The organism is Sphingomonas sp. Leaf22 (assembly GCF_001421715.1).
Classification (GTDB): Bacteria; Pseudomonadota; Alphaproteobacteria; order Sphingomonadales; family Sphingomonadaceae; genus Sphingomonas.
Genome location: NZ_LMKP01000012.1, coordinates 189,763 through 208,674, shown reverse-complemented (window position 1 = coordinate 208,674; position 18,912 = coordinate 189,763). Strand labels below are relative to the sequence as shown.

General features: G+C 66.8%; 18 protein-coding genes. 5 read left to right on the top strand and 13 right to left on the bottom strand.

From position 1 onward, the window contains the following. Positions 1–107: 107 nt before the first annotated feature. Genes fdxA through ASE70_RS07645 form a run of 3 tightly spaced genes read right to left on the bottom strand, consistent with a single transcriptional unit; the run spans position 108 to position 3,319 of the window. Entirely contained in the window at positions 108–446 is a 339-nt protein-coding gene (gene fdxA / locus ASE70_RS07655; protein ID WP_055998827.1) for a ferredoxin FdxA, read from the bottom strand. A 39-nt stretch (positions 447–485) separates the two neighbouring features. Further along, complete coding sequence (locus tag ASE70_RS07650; RefSeq protein WP_235519668.1) at positions 486–809, bottom strand: S4 domain-containing protein; 324 nt, start codon at positions 807–809, stop codon at positions 486–488. Then, positions 809–3,319, bottom strand: a complete 2,511-nt coding sequence (locus ASE70_RS07645; protein ID WP_056503549.1) for a helicase-related protein — start codon at positions 3,317–3,319, stop codon at positions 809–811. Before ASE70_RS07645 ends, ASE70_RS07650 begins: the two co-directional genes overlap by 1 nt. A 198-nt stretch (positions 3,320–3,517) precedes the next feature. On the opposite strand from ASE70_RS07645, the gene ASE70_RS07640 reads away from it, so the two are divergent. Next, positions 3,518–4,972, top strand: a complete 1,455-nt coding sequence (locus ASE70_RS07640; protein WP_056503546.1) for a M23 family metallopeptidase — start codon at positions 3,518–3,520, stop codon at positions 4,970–4,972. Here the strand turns inward: ASE70_RS07640 and ASE70_RS07635 are convergent, their stop codons facing one another. The 10 genes from ASE70_RS07635 to hemE form a co-directional block, all read right to left on the bottom strand. Then, positions 4,973–6,622: an ATP-binding protein gene (locus ASE70_RS07635; RefSeq protein WP_056503112.1), complete on the bottom strand. Its 1,650-nt coding sequence runs from the start codon at positions 6,620–6,622 to the stop codon at positions 4,973–4,975. 193 nt (positions 6,623–6,815) lie between these two features. After that, complete coding sequence (locus tag ASE70_RS07630; RefSeq protein WP_056503110.1) at positions 6,816–7,742, bottom strand: ParB/RepB/Spo0J family partition protein; 927 nt, start codon at positions 7,740–7,742, stop codon at positions 6,816–6,818. Further along, positions 7,739–8,518, bottom strand: a complete 780-nt coding sequence (locus tag ASE70_RS07625; protein WP_055998819.1) for a ParA family protein — start codon at positions 8,516–8,518, stop codon at positions 7,739–7,741. Before ASE70_RS07625 ends, ASE70_RS07630 begins: the two co-directional genes overlap by 4 nt. Further along, the gene (rsmG, locus tag ASE70_RS07620) at positions 8,515–9,135 is read right to left on the bottom strand and encodes a 16S rRNA (guanine(527)-N(7))-methyltransferase RsmG (protein ID WP_056503105.1); all 621 of its coding nucleotides are present in this window, start codon (positions 9,133–9,135) and stop codon (positions 8,515–8,517) included. Before rsmG ends, ASE70_RS07625 begins: the two co-directional genes overlap by 4 nt. Then, entirely contained in the window at positions 9,132–10,958 is a 1,827-nt protein-coding gene (gene mnmG / locus ASE70_RS07615) for a tRNA uridine-5-carboxymethylaminomethyl(34) synthesis enzyme MnmG (protein WP_056503102.1), read from the bottom strand. Before mnmG ends, rsmG begins: the two co-directional genes overlap by 4 nt. 22 nt (positions 10,959–10,980) lie before the next feature. Then, entirely contained in the window at positions 10,981–12,273 is a 1,293-nt protein-coding gene (mnmE, locus tag ASE70_RS07610) for a tRNA uridine-5-carboxymethylaminomethyl(34) synthesis GTPase MnmE (RefSeq protein WP_056503099.1), read from the bottom strand. Then, complete coding sequence (locus tag ASE70_RS07605) at positions 12,263–12,493, bottom strand: DUF6489 family protein (RefSeq protein ID WP_055998811.1); 231 nt, start codon at positions 12,491–12,493, stop codon at positions 12,263–12,265. The genes mnmE and ASE70_RS07605 overlap by 11 nt, the downstream gene beginning before the upstream one ends. A 275-nt stretch (positions 12,494–12,768) precedes the next feature. Continuing rightward, positions 12,769–14,025 carry a transcription termination factor Rho gene (gene rho / locus ASE70_RS07600; RefSeq protein ID WP_056503097.1) on the bottom strand — a complete coding sequence of 419 codons (1,257 nt, stop codon included), beginning with the start codon at positions 14,023–14,025 and terminating at the stop codon, positions 12,769–12,771. 144 nt (positions 14,026–14,169) lie between these two features. Further along, on the bottom strand, positions 14,170–14,625 hold the full coding sequence (locus ASE70_RS07595; protein WP_056503095.1) for a CopD family protein: 456 nt from the start codon (positions 14,623–14,625) through the stop codon (positions 14,170–14,172). Then, complete coding sequence (hemE, locus tag ASE70_RS07590; protein WP_056503091.1) at positions 14,622–15,656, bottom strand: uroporphyrinogen decarboxylase; 1,035 nt, start codon at positions 15,654–15,656, stop codon at positions 14,622–14,624. Before hemE ends, ASE70_RS07595 begins: the two co-directional genes overlap by 4 nt. A 307-nt stretch (positions 15,657–15,963) precedes the next feature. On the opposite strand from hemE, the gene ASE70_RS07585 reads away from it, so the two are divergent. The 4 genes from ASE70_RS07585 (at position 15,964) to coaE (ending at position 18,908) form a co-directional block, all read left to right on the top strand. Beyond that, a complete protein-coding gene (locus tag ASE70_RS07585; protein ID WP_055998804.1) occupies positions 15,964–16,782 on the top strand; it encodes a pyruvate, water dikinase regulatory protein in 819 nt (272 codons plus the stop codon). After that, positions 16,779–17,375, top strand: coding sequence for a Maf family protein (locus ASE70_RS07580; RefSeq protein ID WP_082450844.1), 597 nt, complete (start codon positions 16,779–16,781; stop codon positions 17,373–17,375). The genes ASE70_RS07585 and ASE70_RS07580 overlap by 4 nt, the downstream gene beginning before the upstream one ends. After that, positions 17,372–18,181, top strand: a complete 810-nt coding sequence (locus ASE70_RS07575; RefSeq protein WP_056503088.1) for a shikimate dehydrogenase family protein — start codon at positions 17,372–17,374, stop codon at positions 18,179–18,181. The genes ASE70_RS07580 and ASE70_RS07575 overlap by 4 nt, the downstream gene beginning before the upstream one ends. Positions 18,182–18,311: 130 nt before the next feature. Continuing rightward, entirely contained in the window at positions 18,312–18,908 is a 597-nt protein-coding gene (coaE, locus tag ASE70_RS07570; RefSeq protein ID WP_056503085.1) for a dephospho-CoA kinase, read from the top strand. Positions 18,909–18,912: the final 4 nt, after the last annotated feature.

The window sequence follows — 18,912 nt, the reverse complement described above, 5'->3', positions numbered from 1 at the left end:
AAGAAAATTACCAGTGCAAAGCCCGACCATCCGGCCGCCCTGTCCGAGCGGCCGCGGTTCCACGTGAAACGATTTGGGACAGCCCCGGTTCGGCCGGAGCGCGCCGGTCAGTCGCCGGCGCCAGGTTCGGCGGAGAAGTGCTCCATCTTGTTCTCGACGCCCTTCCACTTGTCGGCATCGGGCGGGGTCTGGTTGGCGTTGCGCGTAACGTTAGGCCACTGGGCCGAATAGGTATTGTTCAGCTCCAGCCACTGCTCCAACCCGCTTTCGGTGTCGGGCAAGATCGCCTCTGCCGGACATTCCGGTTCGCATACGCCGCAATCGATGCATTCGCTAGGGTTGATGACGAGCATGTTCTCGCCTTCATAGAAGCAGTCGACCGGGCACACTTCGACGCAGTCCATGTATTTGCAGCGGATGCAGGCGTCGGTGACGACGTAGGTCATGGGTCGAACAAGCTCCGGGAAAATCGAATCGTACCCGCGTTATGCCGGGTCTTCGCCTCCGTCAACGGGGGCGGCCCCCGTCGGTTCCAGCCTGGTATAGTGTGTCAGCGCTTCGGCAGGCGGCCCGCGCCGGTGTGGCAGGGCATCGACCCGCAAGATCTGGACGCGTCCGTCGTTCGGAAAGGCGATGACCATGCCGACCCGGACCGGGCAATGAGCACGTTCGATCCGTCGTCCGTCGATGCGCAGCAGCCCGCGGACGGCGATCGCCTGCGCCGCACTGCGCGTTTTCGCCAAGCGCACATACCAGAGGAACAGGTCGATCCGCATCTGCGGAAGCAGTTCGGGCGCGCGTGCCGCCATCAACGGCGAAACGCCAGCTCCGCGAGCGCGGCAAAGGCGTTGCCGGGACGCGGCGGACGAGGAGCGGGCGTCGGCGGCGAGCCGTGGCGACGCGGCGGATGCCAGCGCCATTGCGGTGCTTCGCCCTCAGCGGTGATCGGTCGAAAACCCAGCTGCGCCATCATCCGTGCGATCGTCTCGACCTTCAGCCCGATCGAGGTCGCCAGTGCCGGGTCGGGCGCGAACGGGGCGTTGCCCTGTCGCGCGTCATGCGCCGCGCGGGCGAGTCGCTCGACCAGATCGACACGCACCGCCTGCGGACCGAAGCGGCGATAGCCCCACGCCCCCTGCCCCGCCGGCAATACCGTCGCGGCGTTGGGGGCCAGCGGCTCGACAGGATGCCCGTCGCGCGCCGCCAGCAGCGCTGCCCGCCACCGCGCCGCTGCCGGCTTGAACAGCCGCGCATCGAACAGGTCGAGCGTACCGATCGCGACCCCCGCCTTGCGCAACCGCCGCCGATCGTCACCGCTCAGCGGCAGCAGCATTGCCTCGAACCCGTCGCGCGGCGCGATGCCGCCGACCTCGGTCAATGCCGCCGCCACCGCCCGCAACGCACCGCCCGCCGCCGGGTCCCGCGCCAGCGCCGCCAGCGCGCCGAGTGTCGGCGCTCGCTTCGTCATCTCGCCCTGCAGCCATGCCGTCAGCCGCTCGCGCACCTGCCCCTGCGCAGCCCGGTCGAGTACCTGCAGGCTACGGTCGAGCGTCACCACCGGCCGGTCGAGCGTCGTTCCGCCGGTCAGCGTCGCGACCGGCAGCCCGTTCCACGTCAGCGCCGGCACGCCACCCGGGTCGGCGACCAGCGCCAGTTCGGCATCGCCAGCGACCGCCAGTTCGGCCCCCCGTTTGCGCAACTCGCCTGCAAGCCCCTTTTCGGCAGCGGCGATCAACAGACGTTTGTCGGCAACCCGCGTGTCAGGCGACACGTCGAACCGGAAACCGGTCAGCCGCCCCAGCGCATGGCCGTCGACGCTGACCGCGCCATCGCTGGCGACGTCGACCGGCAGGTCCGCCGCGCCGGCCCCGATCCGACGCAGCAACAGCGTCGTCCGTTGATCGACGAAACGTTGCCGCAACCGGTCGTGGAGCGCGTCGGACAGCTTTTCCTCGACGCCGCGCGTCCGTGCCGCCCAATGTTCGGGATCGAGCAACCAGTCGCTGCGGTGCGCGATATAGGCCCAGCTCCGCGCCGCCGCGATCCGGCCGGCGATCGTCTCGACATCGCCGCTCATCTGATCGAGCCGTTGCAGTTCGTCGGCGAACCACTGGTGCGGGATATGCCCCGCCCCTTCGCTCAGATAACTGAAGATCCGCCCGACGAAGCGGCTGTGCGGATCGGGGCCGAGCTTGCGGAAATCGGGCACGCCGCACGCCGCCCATAACCGCCGTACCATCATCGGCGATCGGGTCCGCGCGCGCACCCAATCCTCCTCGGCCAGTCGCTTGAGCACGATCAGGTCGATCGCCTCCGGCGCGGCGGTCAGCACCGGATCGGTCGGCCGTTCGGACAAGCTGTCGATCAGCGCATCGATGCTGGAGAAATCGGGTTCGCCGCGCCGCCAATAGAGCCGTTCGAGCGGGGGGACATGATGCCCCTCGATCGCCAGCACTTCTTCCGGGGTGAAGGCGTTCGGCCCTTCCTCGACCAGCGCCCCGAACGTCCCGTCACGGTGGTGCCGCCCTGCCCGCCCGGCGATCTGCGCCATTTCGGCGACGGTCAATCGCCGCTGCCGTCGCCCGTCGAACTTGCGTAAGGAAGCAAAGGCGACATGCGCGACGTCGAGGTTCAGCCCCATGCCGATCGCGTCGGTCGCGACCAGATAATCGACCTCGCCCGACTGGAACATCTCGACCTGCGCATTGCGCGTGCGCGGCGACAGCGCCCCCATCACCACCGCCGCCCCGCCACGCATCCGGCGGATCGCCTCCGCCACGGCGTAGACCTCTTCGGAAGAGAAGGCGACGATCGCCGAGCGGCGCGGCAACCGCGACAATTTGCGCGCACCGGCATAGCTGAGCGTCGAGAAGCGCGGGCGTGAGATGATCTCGGCATCCTTCACCAACGCCCGCACCATCGGCCGCAGCGAATCGGAGCCGAGGATCATCGTCTCCTCCCGCCCGCGAGCGCGCAGCAGCCGGTCGGTGAACACATGGCCGCGTTCGGGATCGGCCCCCAATTGCGCCTCGTCCAGCGCGACGAACGCCGTCTCCCGTTCGAGCGGCATCGATTCGGCGGTACACAGGAACCAGCGCGCCTTGGGCGGAACGATGCGTTCCTCACCGGTGACCAGCGCGACATTCTCGACGCCTTTCAGCGCGACGACCCGGTCGTAATTCTCGCGCGCCAGCAGCCGCAGCGGAAAGCCGATCATCCCCGACGCGTGACCGCACATCCGCTCGATCGCGAGATAGGTCTTGCCGGTATTGGTCGGTCCCAGCACAGCGGTGACCGGGCTACGCGCGAACTGGCTCATCCTCCGCAACATCGGGACTGTCGACGCGCGGCGCAACGGCTTTCGGCGGTTCCGCGCACAGCTTTCGTCCCGCCGCTTCCACCCCACGCCCCGGCGCAGCTTCGCCGGCGATATCAGATGGTTCATTTGACTTTAAAACCTTGGCTTCACAGGGGGGAATACCGGGCCGGGTGGGTCGGCCGAAACTGGGGGTTGGGCGTGTTCCTGCGCACCGATGAAGGACTGGAACTGGCCGGCGGCACCAGCGCGCTGCGCTTCGGTCGCGCGCCGATCACCGCCGCTCCCGCCGCCGCCGCGTGGCGCGGCCGGATCGAATCCTTCGACTGGACTCCCGATCTGGGTGCTGACATCGGCTCGCGCACCTGGTGGCGTGGCCTCGCCACCTGCACCGCGATGTGCGGCGCGGTGTGGATGCTGTCGCCCGGCTTCGATCGTCCGATCTACAGCGCCGTCCCCGCCACGCTCGACGGTACCGCCCTCGACGAGGCGCGCAGCCTGTCGTTCGGGGCCAGTGCCCTTGGCGGCACCAGCGGGATGCGCCTTGCCGCGACGTCGCGCGTCCGCCCACTGGCCAACACCCCCGAACGGCCTGTCGTCGAGGCGACGGCGACGCTCGGCAACGGCGTGGCCGGTGCCTTGCAGCGGACCGGCGTCGGGGCCGGCGAAGCGCAGCAGGTCGCAGCGATGATCGCCGGCCGGGTCGATCCCGCCGACCTGACGCCCGGCACCCGGCTCGACATCACGCTCGGCCGGCGTGACGCGCCGACCCAGCCGCGTCCGCTCGAACGCCTTTCCTTCCGCGCCAGATTCGATCTCGCCCTCGACGTCGTGCGCGAAGGCGGCACGCTGCGCCTCGACGCGCGGCCGATCGCGATCGACCACACGCCCTTGCGGATTCGCGGCCGCGTCGGGGCCAGCCTGTACCGTGCCGCGCGCGCTGCGGGTGCCCCGGCCAAGGCGGTCGAATCCTATATCCGCACCGTCTCCGGTCTCGTCCCGATGGGACAGGTCGGGCAGGACGACCGCTTCGACATCATCGTCGAACAGGATCGCGCCGCCACTGGCGAGGTACAGCTCGGCCAGCTGCTCTATGCCGGTCTGGCCGGACGGCGCGACGTCCGCCTCGTCCGCTGGCAGGATGGCAGCCGCACAGAATGGCTCGATCCGGCGGGTGTGGGCGAGCGCAAGGGATCGATGATCTGGCCGGTCGCCGCGCGCATCTCGTCCAACTTCGGCTGGCGCGTGCATCCGGTGCTCGGCTTCCGCCGCCTGCACAAGGGCATGGATTTCGCCGCCACCTATGGCAGCCCGATCCGGGCGACGACCGATGGTCGCGTCGCGATCGCCGGACGACATGGCGGCTATGGCAATTTCGTGAAGCTCGATCATGGCGGCGGTCTTGCCACCGGCTATGGCCATATGAGCCGGATCGTCGTCGCACCCGGTACCCGCGTTTCGCGCGGTCAGGTGATCGGCTATGTCGGATCGACCGGCCTGTCGACCGGGCCGCACCTGCATTACGAACTGTGGAAGAACGGCGTACCGGTCAATCCACGCTCGGTCGCCTTTGCGACGGTGCAGCGGCTGCAGGGTCAAGAGCTGGGCAAGTTCCGGTCGCTGGTCGGCCGGTTGATGGGTGTCGCCGCGCGCTGATCAGCGTCCCGTTCGCCAGCGGCGGATGGTTTGTTCGACCAGCGCATCCGCGCCGCCCGGCTCCTGCCATAGCGAGGTGAACGAGGGCGATCCCGAAGCCGGGCAGCGTTCGGGTTCGAGCGGATCGAAGGCGACGCGGATCGGCGTCGTCACCCCTTCGCCGACGATGATGCATTCGCGATTGCGCAGCGCCGGGATCGAATCGAGAAACCCGCGCGCATCTTCCGGCATCGCCGCGCGCACGAACGCCTGATCGCGTTCGTTGTTCAGCCGCATGGTCAGGATCGTGCCGCACTGCGACAGCACCCCTTCGGCAAGATCGGATGGCCGCTGCGTGATCAGCCCCAGCGACACGCCATATTTGCGCCCCTCCTTGGCGATCCGCCCCAGAATGGTCGCCGCCGACGAATTGGCGCCCGACCGTTCGTTCGGAACATAGCGATGCGCCTCTTCGCAGACGAGCAGGACCGGCCGCGACGCGCCGCCGCGCGACCATAGCGCAAAGTCGAACACCAGCCGGCTGAGCACCGCGACCACGACCGACGTGATTTCCGACGGCACGCCCGATACGTCGATGATCGAGATCGGCTTGCCCTGCGCCGGCAGGCGGAACACGCGTTTGATGAATGCCGCCATCGTATCGGCGACCAGCATGCCGGAAAACATGAAGCTGTAGCGCGGATCGCCGCGCAATTCCTCGATCCGGGCCTTCAGCCGCAGGAACGGGGCATTGTCGCTGGCACGATCGAGCCGGGCCATTTCCGACTGGACGATGTTCGACAGGTCCGTCAGCAGATAGGGGATCGGCGTATCGACGGTCAGCCGGGCGACGTCCTGCGCCATGCGGCTTTTCCCCTTGGCCGCGAGCAGGCACCGGGCGAGGATATCCGCCTCCACCTGTCGCGCCGCGCCGCCCGGCGACAACAGGATGTCGCAATGCTCCTGAAAATTGAGCAGCCAATAGGGCAGTTGGAGATTCGTTACGTCGAGCAATTCGCCGGTATCGGCAAAGGCCGCACCATATTCGCCATGCGGATCGATCACGACGATATGCCCATGCGGACTGGCTTCGCAAATCCGGTGCAGGATCAATGCGGCGCTGGTCGACTTGCCGGTACCGGTCGATCCGACCAGCGCGAAATGCTTGCCGAGTAGCGCATCGACATACAGCGCCGCTCGCATATCGGGTGCCATATGCACCCGACCGATCGTGATATGCGGTCGATCCTGCTTGGCATAAATCTGTCGCAGGGCATCGCGCGATACCGGATAGACCGGGCTGCCGGGTAACGGGTAGCGGGTCACCCCGCGCCGGAACCCCCGCAGTCCCTGCGTCGGATCGGGCTGATACGCCTCCCCCATCAGGTCGACGTCCGCAACCAGGTTGATGCCGTCATCGGCCAACCGGATCGACCGGATGGCGGCGACGATCCACATCCGGCCGACCTGCATCGTCACCAGCGATCCGACCTGCCCCACCTGTCCCGCCGGGTCGTCGGGATCGGTCGCCAATGCCTGTAACGACGGCAGGTCGAGCAACAACCGGCTCGACGCCCCGGCGATATCGAGAAGAACCCCGATCGGTGCCGCCACATCGTGCGAGGCTGCCGTTTCCGGGACGGGCAGTGGCGGGCGGGTCTGGAACGTCATGCCCGCTAACCTACGGGCGACGCGTAAATTTTGGGTGTCAGTGGCTATTTGAAAACTCGCGGAAGAGCGAGTTTTCAGGCAGTGCCGGCCCGCTCCCCCGCCCGGCCACCCACAGCGTATCCTGAATGGGTGGCCGGGAGGGGGAGCGGGCCGGCACCGCAGAACGCGCAACCGCGCGTTTCCAAACGGACCCTCAGATCCGCTCGCCGCTCAACCTCTGACACACCATGTCGAGCTGATCGAGCGTCGAATAGCCGATGGTGATCGTTCCGCCCTTTTCGCTGAAGACGATGTCGACGTTCAGCCCGAGCACGTCGCCCAATTGGCGTTCGAGCGCGCGCAGATCGGCATCGCCTTCACTATCGCCCTCTGTATCGTTCGATGACGGACGCGGCGTCCGCGCCGGCTTGCTGTCGCGCGGTTCGCGGGCATTACGCGCCAGTCGTTCGGCATCGCGCACCGACAGCCCCTTCGCGACGACCTTTTCGGCGATCGTCTCGGCACCCGGCACGTTGATGAGCGCGCGGGCATGGCCCATGCTCAATCGCTGGTCGCCGACCATGTCCTGAATCGGCTTGGGCAGGTCGAGCAGCCGCAACAGGTTGGTGACGTGACTGCGCGACTTGGCGACCAGATTCGCAAGCGCCTCCTGCGTATGACCGAATTCGTCGATCAGCCGGCGATAGCCCTCCGCCTCCTCGATCGCGGTCAGGTCGCGACGCTGGATGTTTTCGACCAGCGCGATTTCCATCGTCTCGGCATCGGTGAAGTCGCGGACGACCACCGGCACCTCATGCAGATGCGCCCGCTGCGCCGCACGCCAGCGACGCTCACCGGCAACGATCTGAAAGCCCTTGCCATGCGGACGGACGACGATCGGCTGGATGACGCCGCGCGCCGAGATCGATTCCGCCAGCTCGTCGAGCGCCGATTCATCGAAGAAGCGACGCGGCTGTCCGGGCAACGGCGATAGGGCGGTCACTGGCATCTGCCGCACCCCGCTCGGCGGACCGGCATGGCGCGGGGTCGAACCCTCGCCATCGGGTTCGCCCAACAGCGAGCTGAGACCGCGGCCGAGTGCGCCCGAGCGTGGGCGGCGCGGAACTGCCTGTTCGCTCATGCCGCCTCCGCCAAACCAGGCAGCCGGGCGATCACTTCGCGGGCCAGCGCGATATATGCCTCCGACCCTGCGCAACGATAATCATAGATCAGCGCCGGCATGCCGTGGCTCGGTGCTTCGGACAGCCGGACGTTGCGCGGGATCACCGTATCGAACACTACTTTCCCCAACACCGCGCGCACATCGTCCGATACCTGGTCGGTCAGCCGGTTGCGGCGGTCATACATTGTCAGCACCACGCCGAGGATCGCCAGCCCCGGATTGAACCGGCCACGGATCCGCTCGACGGTCGTCAGCAACTGGCTGAGCCCTTCCAGCGCGAAGAACTCGCATTGCAGCGGCACCAGCAGCGCGTGGCTCGCCACCATCGCGTTGATCGTCAACAGGCCCAGCGACGGCGGGCAATCGATCAGGATCACGTCCCATTTCCCGCCGCTCGCCTCCACCACCCGGTCGAGCCGGTGGGTGCGCGCTTCGAATTCGATCAGCTCGATTTCGGCACCCGACAGATCGACCGTCGCGGGGACGATCGACAGGCGCGGTACCCGCGTCGGGATCGCCGCTTCATGCAGCATCATGTCGCCGACCAGCAGGTCATAGGTCGAATATTCACGATCGTTGCGACCGATGCCCAACCCGGTCGAGGCATTGCCCTGCGGATCGAGGTCGAGAATCAGCACATCCAACCCGGTCGCGGCCAGTGCCGTACCGACGTTGATCGCCGTGGTGGTCTTGCCGACGCCCCCCTTCTGGTTCGCGATGGCAATGCAAATCATGCTTGGTGCACTCCCCTGGCGACCACGATCGACGATGTCGGATCGGTAATACTGTGTTCCACGTGAAACGTCCCGCGCCATGCGGCGCGCGCTTCGACCAGTTCCTCGGTCGCCGAACGTCCCTTGGGCAACACCCATATCGTATCGCCGTCGCTATGCCGATGGCCGATCGCGAATAAGGCGGCGAGTTTTGCGACGGCGCGCGCACTGATGATCGACGCCGGACGGGTGGTCGGCAGCTTCTCGATCTTCGCCTGATGAACGACGATATTGGCCAGATCGAGATCGTCGGCGATCGCCGCCAGCAGCGCAGCGCGGCGTGCGCGCGGTTCGACCAGCACGACCCGCCGGTCGGTGAGGATCGCGGCAACAATCCCGGGAAAGCCGGCCCCCGATCCGATATCGATCCAGTCGCCGGCATTTGCCGTTTTCGCCAACGGGATCAGCTGCGCCGAATCCAGCACATGCCGTTGCCAGATACGATCGACCGTCGATGCCGCAATGAGGTTCTGGTTCTCGGTCTCGGCAACGACCCGATCGGCAAAGCGCGCCAGCATGGCCGTCCGCTCCGCCCCGAACCGTTCGTCGATCCACGCCCGCGCTTCGGCTTCGGTCATGCCGCCAGCTTGCCCGAACGATGGTGCAGCAGGATCGCGACCAGTGCCGCCGGGGTCACGCCCTGAATGCGCCCGGCCGCCGCCAACGTATCGGGTGCCGCCGACGTCAGACGCTCCACCATTTCATTGGAAAGGCCGGGCACCGCCCGATAGGCGAAGTCGTCCGGCAGCTGCACATGATCGACCTTCGCCGCCGCCAGTTCCGCTGCCTGTCGTTCGAGATACGGGGCATAGCGCGCGTCTTCGATCAATTCACCCAACACGTCATCCTGTCCGTCGATCCCGAGATGGTCCGGCCGAACGCCCGACACCAGCAGCCATTCACCGCCGCTGCGGGTATCGGTCCCTACGACCGGCGCACCATTGGCGGCCAGCGCGGTCGCGGAATGCCGGGCCGACAGCTGCTCCAGCAACGCCGATCGCCGTTCGCTCCGCTCGGCCTGTTGCGCGATCCGCCCGGCCGACAACAGACCCGCAGCAGCACCGATCGCGCCAAGCCGGGTCGCCGCATTGTCCGACCGGAGATGCAGCCGATATTCGGCACGCGCGGTCATCATCCGGTACGGCTCCGACACGCCCTGCAATACCAGATCGTCGATCATCACGCCGATATAGCTGCTCTCCCGCGACAGGATCAGCGGCTCAAGCCCCAGCGCCTCACCAGCGGCATTCGCACCGGCGATCAGCCCCTGCCCGCCCGCCTCTTCATAGCCGGTCGTGCCGTTGATCTGTCCCGCGAAGTACAGCCCGCCCAGCGCCCGCAACGCGAGCGTGGCCCCAAGCGCACGCGGATCGATATAGTCATACTCGACCGCATAGCCCGGCGTAACGATCTCGACGCGTTCCAGTCCGGCGACACTACGCAGCATCGACAACTGCACGTCGGTCGGCAACGAGGTCGACACGCCGTTCGGGTAGACCAGATGTGTGTCCAGGCCCTCGGGTTCGAGGAATATCTGATGCCCGTCACGGTCGCCGAACCGATGCACCTTGTCCTCGATCGACGGGCAATAGCGGGGACCACGCCCCTCGATCGATCCGCCGAACAGCGGCGACCGGTCGAGCCCGGCGCGGATGATATCATGCGTCTCGGCCGTCGTCCGGGCGATCGCGCAAGCCAGTTGCGGCAATCGCTTCGCCGGATCGGACAGCGGCGACATCGTCCATATATCCGCATCGGACGGCTGTTCAGGAAGTGCCGCCCAATCGATCGTCCGGCCATCGAGCCGCGGCGGCGTCCCCGTCTTCAACCGGGCGATCGGCAACGACAGATCGCGCAGCTGCCGACCCAGTCGGGTTGCCGCCTGCTCGCCGACCCGGCCCCCGATCGCCCGCTCTTCGCCCCGGAACATCGTACCGCCAAGGAACGTACCCGTCGCAAGAACGACTGTCCGCGCCGCGATCCGGGTACCGTCAGCCAGTTCGACCCCGGTGACCCGGCCCGCGTCGGTCGTCAGCGCGGTGATATCTCCCGCCAGGATCTTTAGCTTGGGGTGCGCCAGCAATCCCCGCACCGCCTGCGCATAGCGGACCCGATCGGCCTGAACCCGGGGCCCCTGCACCGCCGATCCCTTCGACCGGTTGAGCATACGGTGATGGATCGCCGCAGCATCGGCGGCGCGTCCCATCAGCCCGTCGAGCGCATCGATCTCGCGAACGATATGCCCCTTGCCCAGCCCGCCGATCGCCGGGTTGCACGACATTGCCCCGATCCGCGTCGGATCAAAATCGATCAACAGCGTCGTTGCGCCGCGTCGCGCCGCTGCCGACGCTGCTTCGGTACCGGCATGGCCGCCACCGACGATGATTACATCAAAGGTCATGTACTGGGTTCCACGTGGAACATCATTTGCCGATACAGAAGCGCCCAAACAGATCGTCAAGAACCGCTTCGGTCGCGCGCATTCCGGTCAGCGCCGCGAATGCCTGAACGCCATAGCGCAATTCTTCGGCCAGCAACAGCGGGTCGAGTTGCGTTGCAGCACGTCGCAGCGCCGCCGCCGCTGTCCGGGCGTGGCTTGACTGCCGCTGGTTTAGTGCCAGATCATCGACCTTCGGCAGCATCGTCGACGCCCGATCGGCCAGCGCCTGCCAAAGTTCGGACAGCCCCTCCCCCGTTTCGGCGGAAACCGCGACACGATCCGCCGGAACAGCTTCGCCACGGACGTCGCTGCGTGGATGTAAGGCAAGAACCGATGCGGCTTGCGGCGGCGCGTCGTCGCCCAACCACAGCACGATATCCGCAGTCGCGATCGAGTCCGTCGCACGATCGATTCCGATCCGTTCGACCGGATCGATGGCTTCGTTCCGCAACCCGGCCGTGTCGAGGAACAGCCATGCGATCCCCTCGCGCGTCACCGGAATCTCGATCACATCACGCGTCGTTCCCGCGAGCGGCGACACGATCGCTGCCTCGCGACCGACCAGCGCGTTCAGCAATGTCGACTTGCCGGCATTGGGCGGTCCGGCCAGCACGACGCGAATGCCATCGCGCAGCCGCTCGACCGGTGGCACCGCCAGCACCGCATCGATCGTGTCGGCCAGCATCGCCGCTTCACGCCGGACTCCAGCCAGCACGTCGTCGCCGGCATCGACATCATCCTCATCGGCATGGTCGAGCACCGCCTCGACCATCGCCGACAGCCGCGTCGCAGTGGCCGTCCAGTCCGCCACCGCGCGCCGCAATCGTCCGTCGCTATTGGCCAACGCCATCCGCCGCTGCGCATCGGTTTCGGCCGACAATAGATCGCCAAGCCCTTCGGCTTCGGTCAGGTCGATGCGACCCTGCGCCAGCGCACGCCGGGTGAACTCGCCGGGCTCGGCCACCCGCAGCCCGTCCATGCCGGACAGCGCCCGCTCGACACCGGCGACGACCGCCCGCCCGCCATGCAGATGCAGTTCGACCAGATCTTCGCCGGTCGCGGTCATTGGTCCCTGGAAGACCAGCACCAGCGCACGATCGAGCAACTGGTTATCCGCAGGGTCGCGTAGCGCACGGACGCCGGCATGCCGTGGTCGCGGGAGGTTACCCGCCAACCGGGTGGCCGCACCGATTGCACCGGCACCGGAAATGCGCAGTACGGCGATCGCGGCGGGCGGACGTCCGCTCGACACCGCGAAAATCGTGTCAGCCGCCACGGCCCGCCGTTTCGAACATCTTGCGCCAGAACGTCATGCCCGCCTCGCCCATCGGTGCCCAGCTCTGCATCAACTGGTTGAGCAATTCGGGGCTGGCCCCCTTTTCCATCGTCTCGCCCAGCATGGCGACATAGCGTTCATGGATCGGCGTGAAGTCCGGCAATCCCATCGCGCGCCGGGCTTCCTCCGGGGTGCACTCGACTTCGACGTTGATCTTCATGGCAGCCCTTCGCGTGGGAGTGATACGGGTACGATAGGGGGAAAAGCGGTGGATGGCGATAAGGCGTAACGCCATTACGTCACCCCAGCGCAGGCTGGGGTCTCCGTCCGCACCAGCGCCGGTGCGTGGATACGACAACGCCCGCCTCTTCCGATGGAAAGGCGGGCGGTTCGTTGTTGGCGGACGCGGGCAAAGCCCGCGTCGTCGGTCGGGCTGGCAGCACGCCGGCCGGATCGATGCGACCCCTGCGACGGCATGTCGCAGGGCGCATTCGATCACTGGTTCATGCTGTCGAAGAAGTCCTCGTTGGTCTTCGAATTCTTCATTTTGTCGAGCAGGAACTCCATCGCGTCGATCGTGCCCATCTGCATCAGGATGCGGCGCAGCACCCACATCTTCGACAGCTTGGTCTTGTCGACCAGCAGCTCTTCCTTGCGGGTACCCGACTTGCCGACGTCCAGCGCCGGGAAGATGCGCTTGTCCGCCACCTTGCGGTCGAGGACGATTTCCGAATTGCCGGTGCCCTTGAACTCTTCGAAGATCACTTCGTCCATGCGGCTGCCGGTATCGATCAGCGCGGTGGCGATGATCGACAGCGACCCGCCTTCCTCGATGTTACGCGCCGCACCGAAGAAACGCTTCGGCCGCTGGAGCGCATTGGCGTCGACACCGCCGGTCAGCACCTTGCCCGACGACGGCACGACGGTGTTATAGGCCCGGCCCAGACGCGTGATGCTGTCGAGCAGGATCACGACGTCCTTCTTGTGCTCGACCAGCCGCTTGGCCTTCTCGATCACCATTTCGGCGACCTGGACGTGGCGCTGCGCGGGTTCGTCGAAGGTCGAGGAGACGACCTCGCCCTTCACACTGCGCTGCATGTCGGTGACTTCCTCGGGGCGTTCGTCGATCAGCAGGACGATCAGGAACACCTCGGGGTGGTTGTCGGTGATCGCCTTCGCCATGTTCTGCAACATGACGGTCTTGCCGACGCGCGGCGGCGCGACGATCAACGTGCGCTGGCCCTTGCCCTGCGGGCTGACGATGTCGATCACCCGTGCCGACTTGTCCTTGACCGTCGGGTCGAGCTGATCGAGCGTCAGCTTGGCTTCCGGATAGAGCGGCGTCAGGTTGTCGAAATTGACCCGGTGACGCACCGCATCGGGATCGTCGAAATTGACCGAGACCAGCTTGCTCAGCGCGAAATAGCGTTCGCCATCCTTCGGCGCGCGAACCTCGCCCTCGACGGTATCGCCGGTGCGCAGGCCGTGCTTGCGAACCTGGTTCGGCGAGACATAGATATCGTCCGGCCCGGCCAGATAATTGGCCTCCGGGCTGCGCAGGAAGCCGAAGCCGTCCTGCAACACTTCGATCGTGCCGACGCCCATGATCTGCTCGCCGTTCTCGGCGCGCGCCTTCAGGATCGCGAACATCAGGTCCTGCTTGCGCATCGTCGACGCGCCTTCGACCCCCAGTTCCTCGGCCATCGAGACCAGTTCGGCGGGGGCGTGTTTCTTTAAATCTTTGAGATGCATCGGGGGGTGGTCCAGATCAGCGATGAGGAGGCAAGGTCGGCAGAGAAGGCGGACGCAAGCGGCTGGGACGGGCGCACCGAGGACCGGGCACCACTGCCGGACGGACTAGGTCGCGGCTCGCTGCAAGTCAAGCGTGTCGCCCTGCTAAAACGGCTTCACCACCGCCAGCACCACTACCGCGATCGCCGCCAGCGCCGGCAGTTCGTTCGCCAGCCGCAACTGCTTGGGCGTCAGCGTCGGCCGCCCCGCCGCCAGCTTGCGCGCATAGCCGACCGCCCAGCTATGATAGGCGCTGAGCAGCACAACGACCAGCAGCTTGGCATGGAGCCACCCCAGCCCGGCCCCGCCGTCAAACAACCCGACATTGGCGGCAAGCAGCAGCCCGAGCACCCAGACGATCACCATCGCCGGGGTCAGGATCATCCGCCGGAGCAACGCCTCCCGCCGGATCCAGCGCGGCGGCTCGGCAGGGTCGTTCAACCCCTCCTGATGATGCACCAGATAGCGCGGCAGCATGAACAGCCCCGCCATCCAGAAGATGACGAACACGATATGCGCCGCCTTCACCCAGGGATACGCGCCGCCCAGAAACCCGCTCATGCCCCCCGCACCCGCGCCACCAGCCGTTCGACATGCGCGATCGGCGTGTCCTGCTGGATGCCGTGGCCGAGGTTGAAGACATGCGGCCGGTCGGCGAATGCCGCCAGCACCCGGTCGACCCCGGTATCGAGCGCCTCGCCCCCGGCGATCAGCAACAACGGATCGAGATTGCCTTGCACCGGCAATCTCGCCGGCAATGCCTCGTTCGCCCAGACCGGATCGATGGTCTCGTCCAGACCGATCGCATCGACTCCGGTCTCGCGCGCATAGGCGGCAAGCTTGCCCCCCGCCCCCTTCGGAAAGCCGATGATCGGCACGTCGCAACGCGCGCGCAGCCCCTCGACGATCGCCACGGTCGGCGCGATCACCCAGCGTTCGAACTCGGCCGGGGCGAGACTGCCCGACCAGCTGTCGAACAGCTGCACCGCCTCGACCCCCGCTGCGACCTGCCCCGCCAGATAGTCGATCGTCATCGCGACGATCCGATCGATCAGCGTCTGCACCGCGACAGGATCGCCATAGGCCATGCGCCGCGCCTCGGCCTGCTCGCGACTGCCCTTGCCCACGATCATGTACGTCGCGACCGTCCATGGCGATCCTGCAAAGCCGAGGAAGGTGGTCGTGGCGGGCAGGGAAGCCGCGACGCCACGCACCGTCGCATAGACAGGGTCGAGGATCGTCGCATCGGGCACCAGCGCGTCGATCGCCGCCCGCGTCCGCAATTCAGGCGCCAGCCGCGGCCCCTCGCCCGCTTCGAACCACAGCTTCTGCCCCAGCGCATTCGGCACCATCAGGATGTCACTGAACAGAATCGCGCCGTCGAACGCGAACCGGCGCAGCGGCTGCAACGTCACTTCGGTCGCGGCGGCCGGATCGTTCACCAAGTCGAGGAAACCGCCCTTCTCGGCACGCAGCGCGCGATATTCGGGCAGATACCGCCCGGCCTGCCGCATGAGCCACAGCGGCGGCACGGACGGCTTTTCCCCGGCCAGCACCTGGAGAAGCGGTTTCGGGGATGCAGGACCGGTCAGCGTCGTCGCTCCTCTACCAAGAAGTAGAATCTAATAGGGTTGTTGGAAGTGGTTGGGCGGTGGGTAACGGGGCTTATGGTGGATTGCCCGAAATGCCAACAGATTGACGGGACCAAACCTACGCGAGTCCGCCGATTCCCCGACTGTCATCCCCGTTATCCACAGGCTGTGGACAAAATCGCCGCCTGTGTCGGGATTGTGGATAAGTCGGGACGGATATCGGGCTTTTCCACAGCTTGGCGGCGGGGGCGAGTTACGCTAGCCCCTGCCCCCGAGTTATCCACAGCCTTGTGCAGAAAGGCCCGGTATGCGGCTGCACCTCCACCTTCTGTCCGACTCCACCGGCGAGACGCTGGAGAATATCGCCAAAGCGGCGCTGGCGCAGTTCGACGATGTCGATACGATGCGCCATTTCTGGCCGATGGTGCGATCCGAAGCGCATCTCGAACGCATTCTGACCGAGATCGCGGTCAATCCCGGGCTGGTCCTCTACACGCTGGTCAATCCGGCGATCCGGCGGATGCTGGAGGCACGCTGCGCTGCGCTGGGCCTGCCGATCGTCGCGCCGATGGACGCGGTGAGCCACGCGCTGTCGAGCCTGCTGGGGCAGGAAGCGAAGGCGCGTCCGGGGCGGCAGCACAGCCTCGACGCCGCCTATTTCGCGCGCGTCGATGCGATCCAGTGGACCATCGCCCATGACGACGGCATCGCGTCAGAGGATTGGGAGGAAGCCGATATCGTCCTTGCCGGCGTTTCGCGGTCGTCCAAGACGCCGACGTCGATCTATCTCGCCAATCGCGGCTACAAGACCGCCAATATCCCGATCGTCGTCGAAAGCCCGCCGCCGCCGATCCTGTTCCGGCTGAACAGCCCGCTGGTCGTCGGGCTGACGACCAGCGCCGACCGGCTGATCGCGATCCGCCGCAACCGGCTGTTGTCGCTCAACCAGATGCCCGACACCGATTATGTCGAACAGGATGCGGTGGTGCGCGAGTTGTCGTTCGCGCGGCGGATGTTCGCCGACAATGGCTGGCCGGTCATCGACGTCACCCGCCGTTCGATCGAGGAAACGGCGGCGGCGATCATCACCCTGTGCAACGAACGCCGTATCGAGCCGCGCGCATGAGCTTCGTACTCGCCTCGATGAGTGCGACCCGCCGGGCGATGCTCGACGCCGCCGGCATCCCGCACGACGCGATCCCGAGCGGCCTCGACGAGGAAGCAGCCAAGGCGGCGTTGGCTGGCGAAAATCTGAAACCCCGCGACCTCGCCGATGCGCTGGCCGAGATGAAGGCGATGCGCGCCGCCACCCGCGTCGGTGGGGCAATGGTGCTGGGTGGTGACTCGGTCGTGGCACTGGCCGATGGCACCGTGCTCGACAAGCCGGTCGACCGCGCCGATGCTGCCGCGCATCTCCGCGCCTTGTCCGGCGGACGCCACGACCTGTTCAGCGCGGCGGTGTTCGTCGAGGGTGGTCGTCCGGTCTGGCGCCATATCGGCCATGCGAAGCTGACCGTCCGGCCGCTGTCCGACGCCTTTATCGAAACCTATCTCGACGCCGAGTGGCCGGCGATCGCCGGATGCGTCGGCTGTTTCCGGATCGAGGGGCCGGGGGTGCAGTTGTTCGACCGGATCGACGGCGATCACTGGACGATCCTCGGCATGCCCTTGCTCGAAATCGCGCGCTATCTGCGCCAACGGGGAATGTTGCCCGCATGAAACCCTATGCCGAAGTGATCGGCGATCCGATCGCCCAGTCCAAATCGCCACTGATCCACGGTTTCTGGCTCGACCAGCTTGGCATCGATGCCGAGTATAAAAGGTTCCACGTGAAACCGGAGGCGCTGGCCGATTTTTTCGCCACGCGCCGGGCCGATCCGAACTGGCGCGGCTGCAACGTTACCGTGCCCCACAAGCTGGCCGCGCTCGATCATGTCGCCGATCCCGGCGATGTGCGTGGGTCGATCGGTGCGATCAACACCGTGTTCCGCGGCGAAGGCGGCGACTGGATCGGCACCAACACCGACGCCGCCGGTTTCCACGCTCCGATCGCCGGTCTCGACCTGACGAAGCAGCCGGTCGCGGTGATCGGTGCCGGCGGGGCCGCGCGCGCGATCCTGTTTGCACTGTCGAAACTGGGCGTCGGCCGGGTGACCGTCCTGAACCGTAATCCGCTCAAGGCCGCCGCGCTGTTGGCGACCTTCGGGTTGAAGGGCGACGCGCTGCCGCTCACCGCCCCCTTGCCGGCGGTAAAGCTGCTGGTGAATGCCAGCACGCTCGGCATGACCGGCCAGCCGCCGCTCGATATCGATCTCGCCCCGCTACCGCACGATGCGGTCGTCTATGACGCGGTCTATGCGCCGATCGAAACGCCGCTGCTGGCGCAGGCGCATGATCGCGGGCTCGACACCGTCGATGGCCTCGAAATGCTGGTCGGACAGGCGGCGCTGGCGTTCGAGCTGTTCTTCGGTGCCGCCCCGCCCCGCGATCGCGACGACGAACTGCGCGAACGACTGGTGGCGTGAAGCGCACTACCCTGCCTCGACCACACCGTACCCCCGCGCAGGCGGGGGGCCAGGGTTGCCAAACGCAACTGTCGGTCTGTAAAACCCTGGACCCCCGCCTGCGCGGGGGTACGCCGATGTCAGCGACACCATGACCCATATCCTCGGCCTGACCGGCTCGATCGGCATGGGCAAATCGACCGTCGCTGGCATGTTCCGCGACCTCGGCGTGCCGGTATTCGACGCCGATGCCACCGTCCACGCGCTGCAAGGACCCGGCGGCGCGTTGCTTCCGGTCATCGAAGCCGCCTTCCCCGGCACCACCGGCCCGGCCGGGGTCGACCGCAGGGCGCTGCGCGACCGGATTTTCGCTGACCCCGCAGCGCGCCATCGACTCGAAGCGATCGTCCATCCCGCCGTCGCGGCGGAACGGCAACGCTTCCTCGACACCCATGCCGACGCGCCGTTGGTCGTGCTCGACGTCCCGCTATTGTTTGAAACCGGCGGCGACGCGCGATGCGACTCGGTCGCCGTCGTCACCGCCGCCCCGGAGGTTCAGCGCGCGCGCGTTCTGGCGCGCCCGACCATGACCGAGTCGGCTTTCGCCGCGATCCTCGCCTCGCAACTGCCCGACGCCGAAAAACGGCAGCGCGCGACGCATCTTATCCGCACCGACACGACACTCGCCGCGACCAGGGCGCAGGTCGCCGCGCTCGTCGCTTGCATGGGGGGCGGCGAAGGCGGATAAGGTC

Excerpts from the sequence above, each read along its gene's own strand:
- fdxA (WP_055998827.1), bottom strand. The coding sequence starts at position 446 with ATGACCTACGTCGTCACCGACGCCTGCATCCGCTGCAAATACATGGAC.
- ASE70_RS07650 (WP_235519668.1), bottom strand. The coding sequence starts at position 809 with ATGGCGGCACGCGCGCCCGAACTGCTTCCGCAGATGCGGATCGACCTG.
- ASE70_RS07645 (WP_056503549.1), bottom strand. The coding sequence starts at position 3,319 with ATGAGCCAGTTCGCGCGTAGCCCGGTCACCGCTGTGCTGGGACCGACC.
- ASE70_RS07635 (WP_056503112.1), bottom strand. The coding sequence starts at position 6,622 with ATGACGTTCCAGACCCGCCCGCCACTGCCCGTCCCGGAAACGGCAGCC.
- ASE70_RS07630 (WP_056503110.1), bottom strand. The coding sequence starts at position 7,742 with ATGAGCGAACAGGCAGTTCCGCGCCGCCCACGCTCGGGCGCACTCGGC.
- ASE70_RS07625 (WP_055998819.1), bottom strand. The coding sequence starts at position 8,518 with ATGATTTGCATTGCCATCGCGAACCAGAAGGGGGGCGTCGGCAAGACC.
- rsmG (WP_056503105.1), bottom strand. The coding sequence starts at position 9,135 with ATGACCGAAGCCGAAGCGCGGGCGTGGATCGACGAACGGTTCGGGGCG.
- mnmG (WP_056503102.1), bottom strand. The coding sequence starts at position 10,958 with ATGACCTTTGATGTAATCATCGTCGGTGGCGGCCATGCCGGTACCGAA.
- ASE70_RS07605 (WP_055998811.1), bottom strand. The coding sequence starts at position 12,493 with ATGAAGATCAACGTCGAAGTCGAGTGCACCCCGGAGGAAGCCCGGCGC.
- rho (WP_056503097.1), bottom strand. The coding sequence starts at position 14,025 with ATGCATCTCAAAGATTTAAAGAAACACGCCCCCGCCGAACTGGTCTCG.
- ASE70_RS07595 (WP_056503095.1), bottom strand. The coding sequence starts at position 14,625 with ATGAGCGGGTTTCTGGGCGGCGCGTATCCCTGGGTGAAGGCGGCGCAT.
- ASE70_RS07585 (WP_055998804.1), top strand. The coding sequence starts at position 15,964 with ATGCGGCTGCACCTCCACCTTCTGTCCGACTCCACCGGCGAGACGCTG.
- ASE70_RS07580 (WP_082450844.1), top strand. The coding sequence starts at position 16,779 with ATGAGCTTCGTACTCGCCTCGATGAGTGCGACCCGCCGGGCGATGCTC.
- ASE70_RS07575 (WP_056503088.1), top strand. The coding sequence starts at position 17,372 with ATGAAACCCTATGCCGAAGTGATCGGCGATCCGATCGCCCAGTCCAAA.
- coaE (WP_056503085.1), top strand. The coding sequence starts at position 18,312 with ATGACCCATATCCTCGGCCTGACCGGCTCGATCGGCATGGGCAAATCG.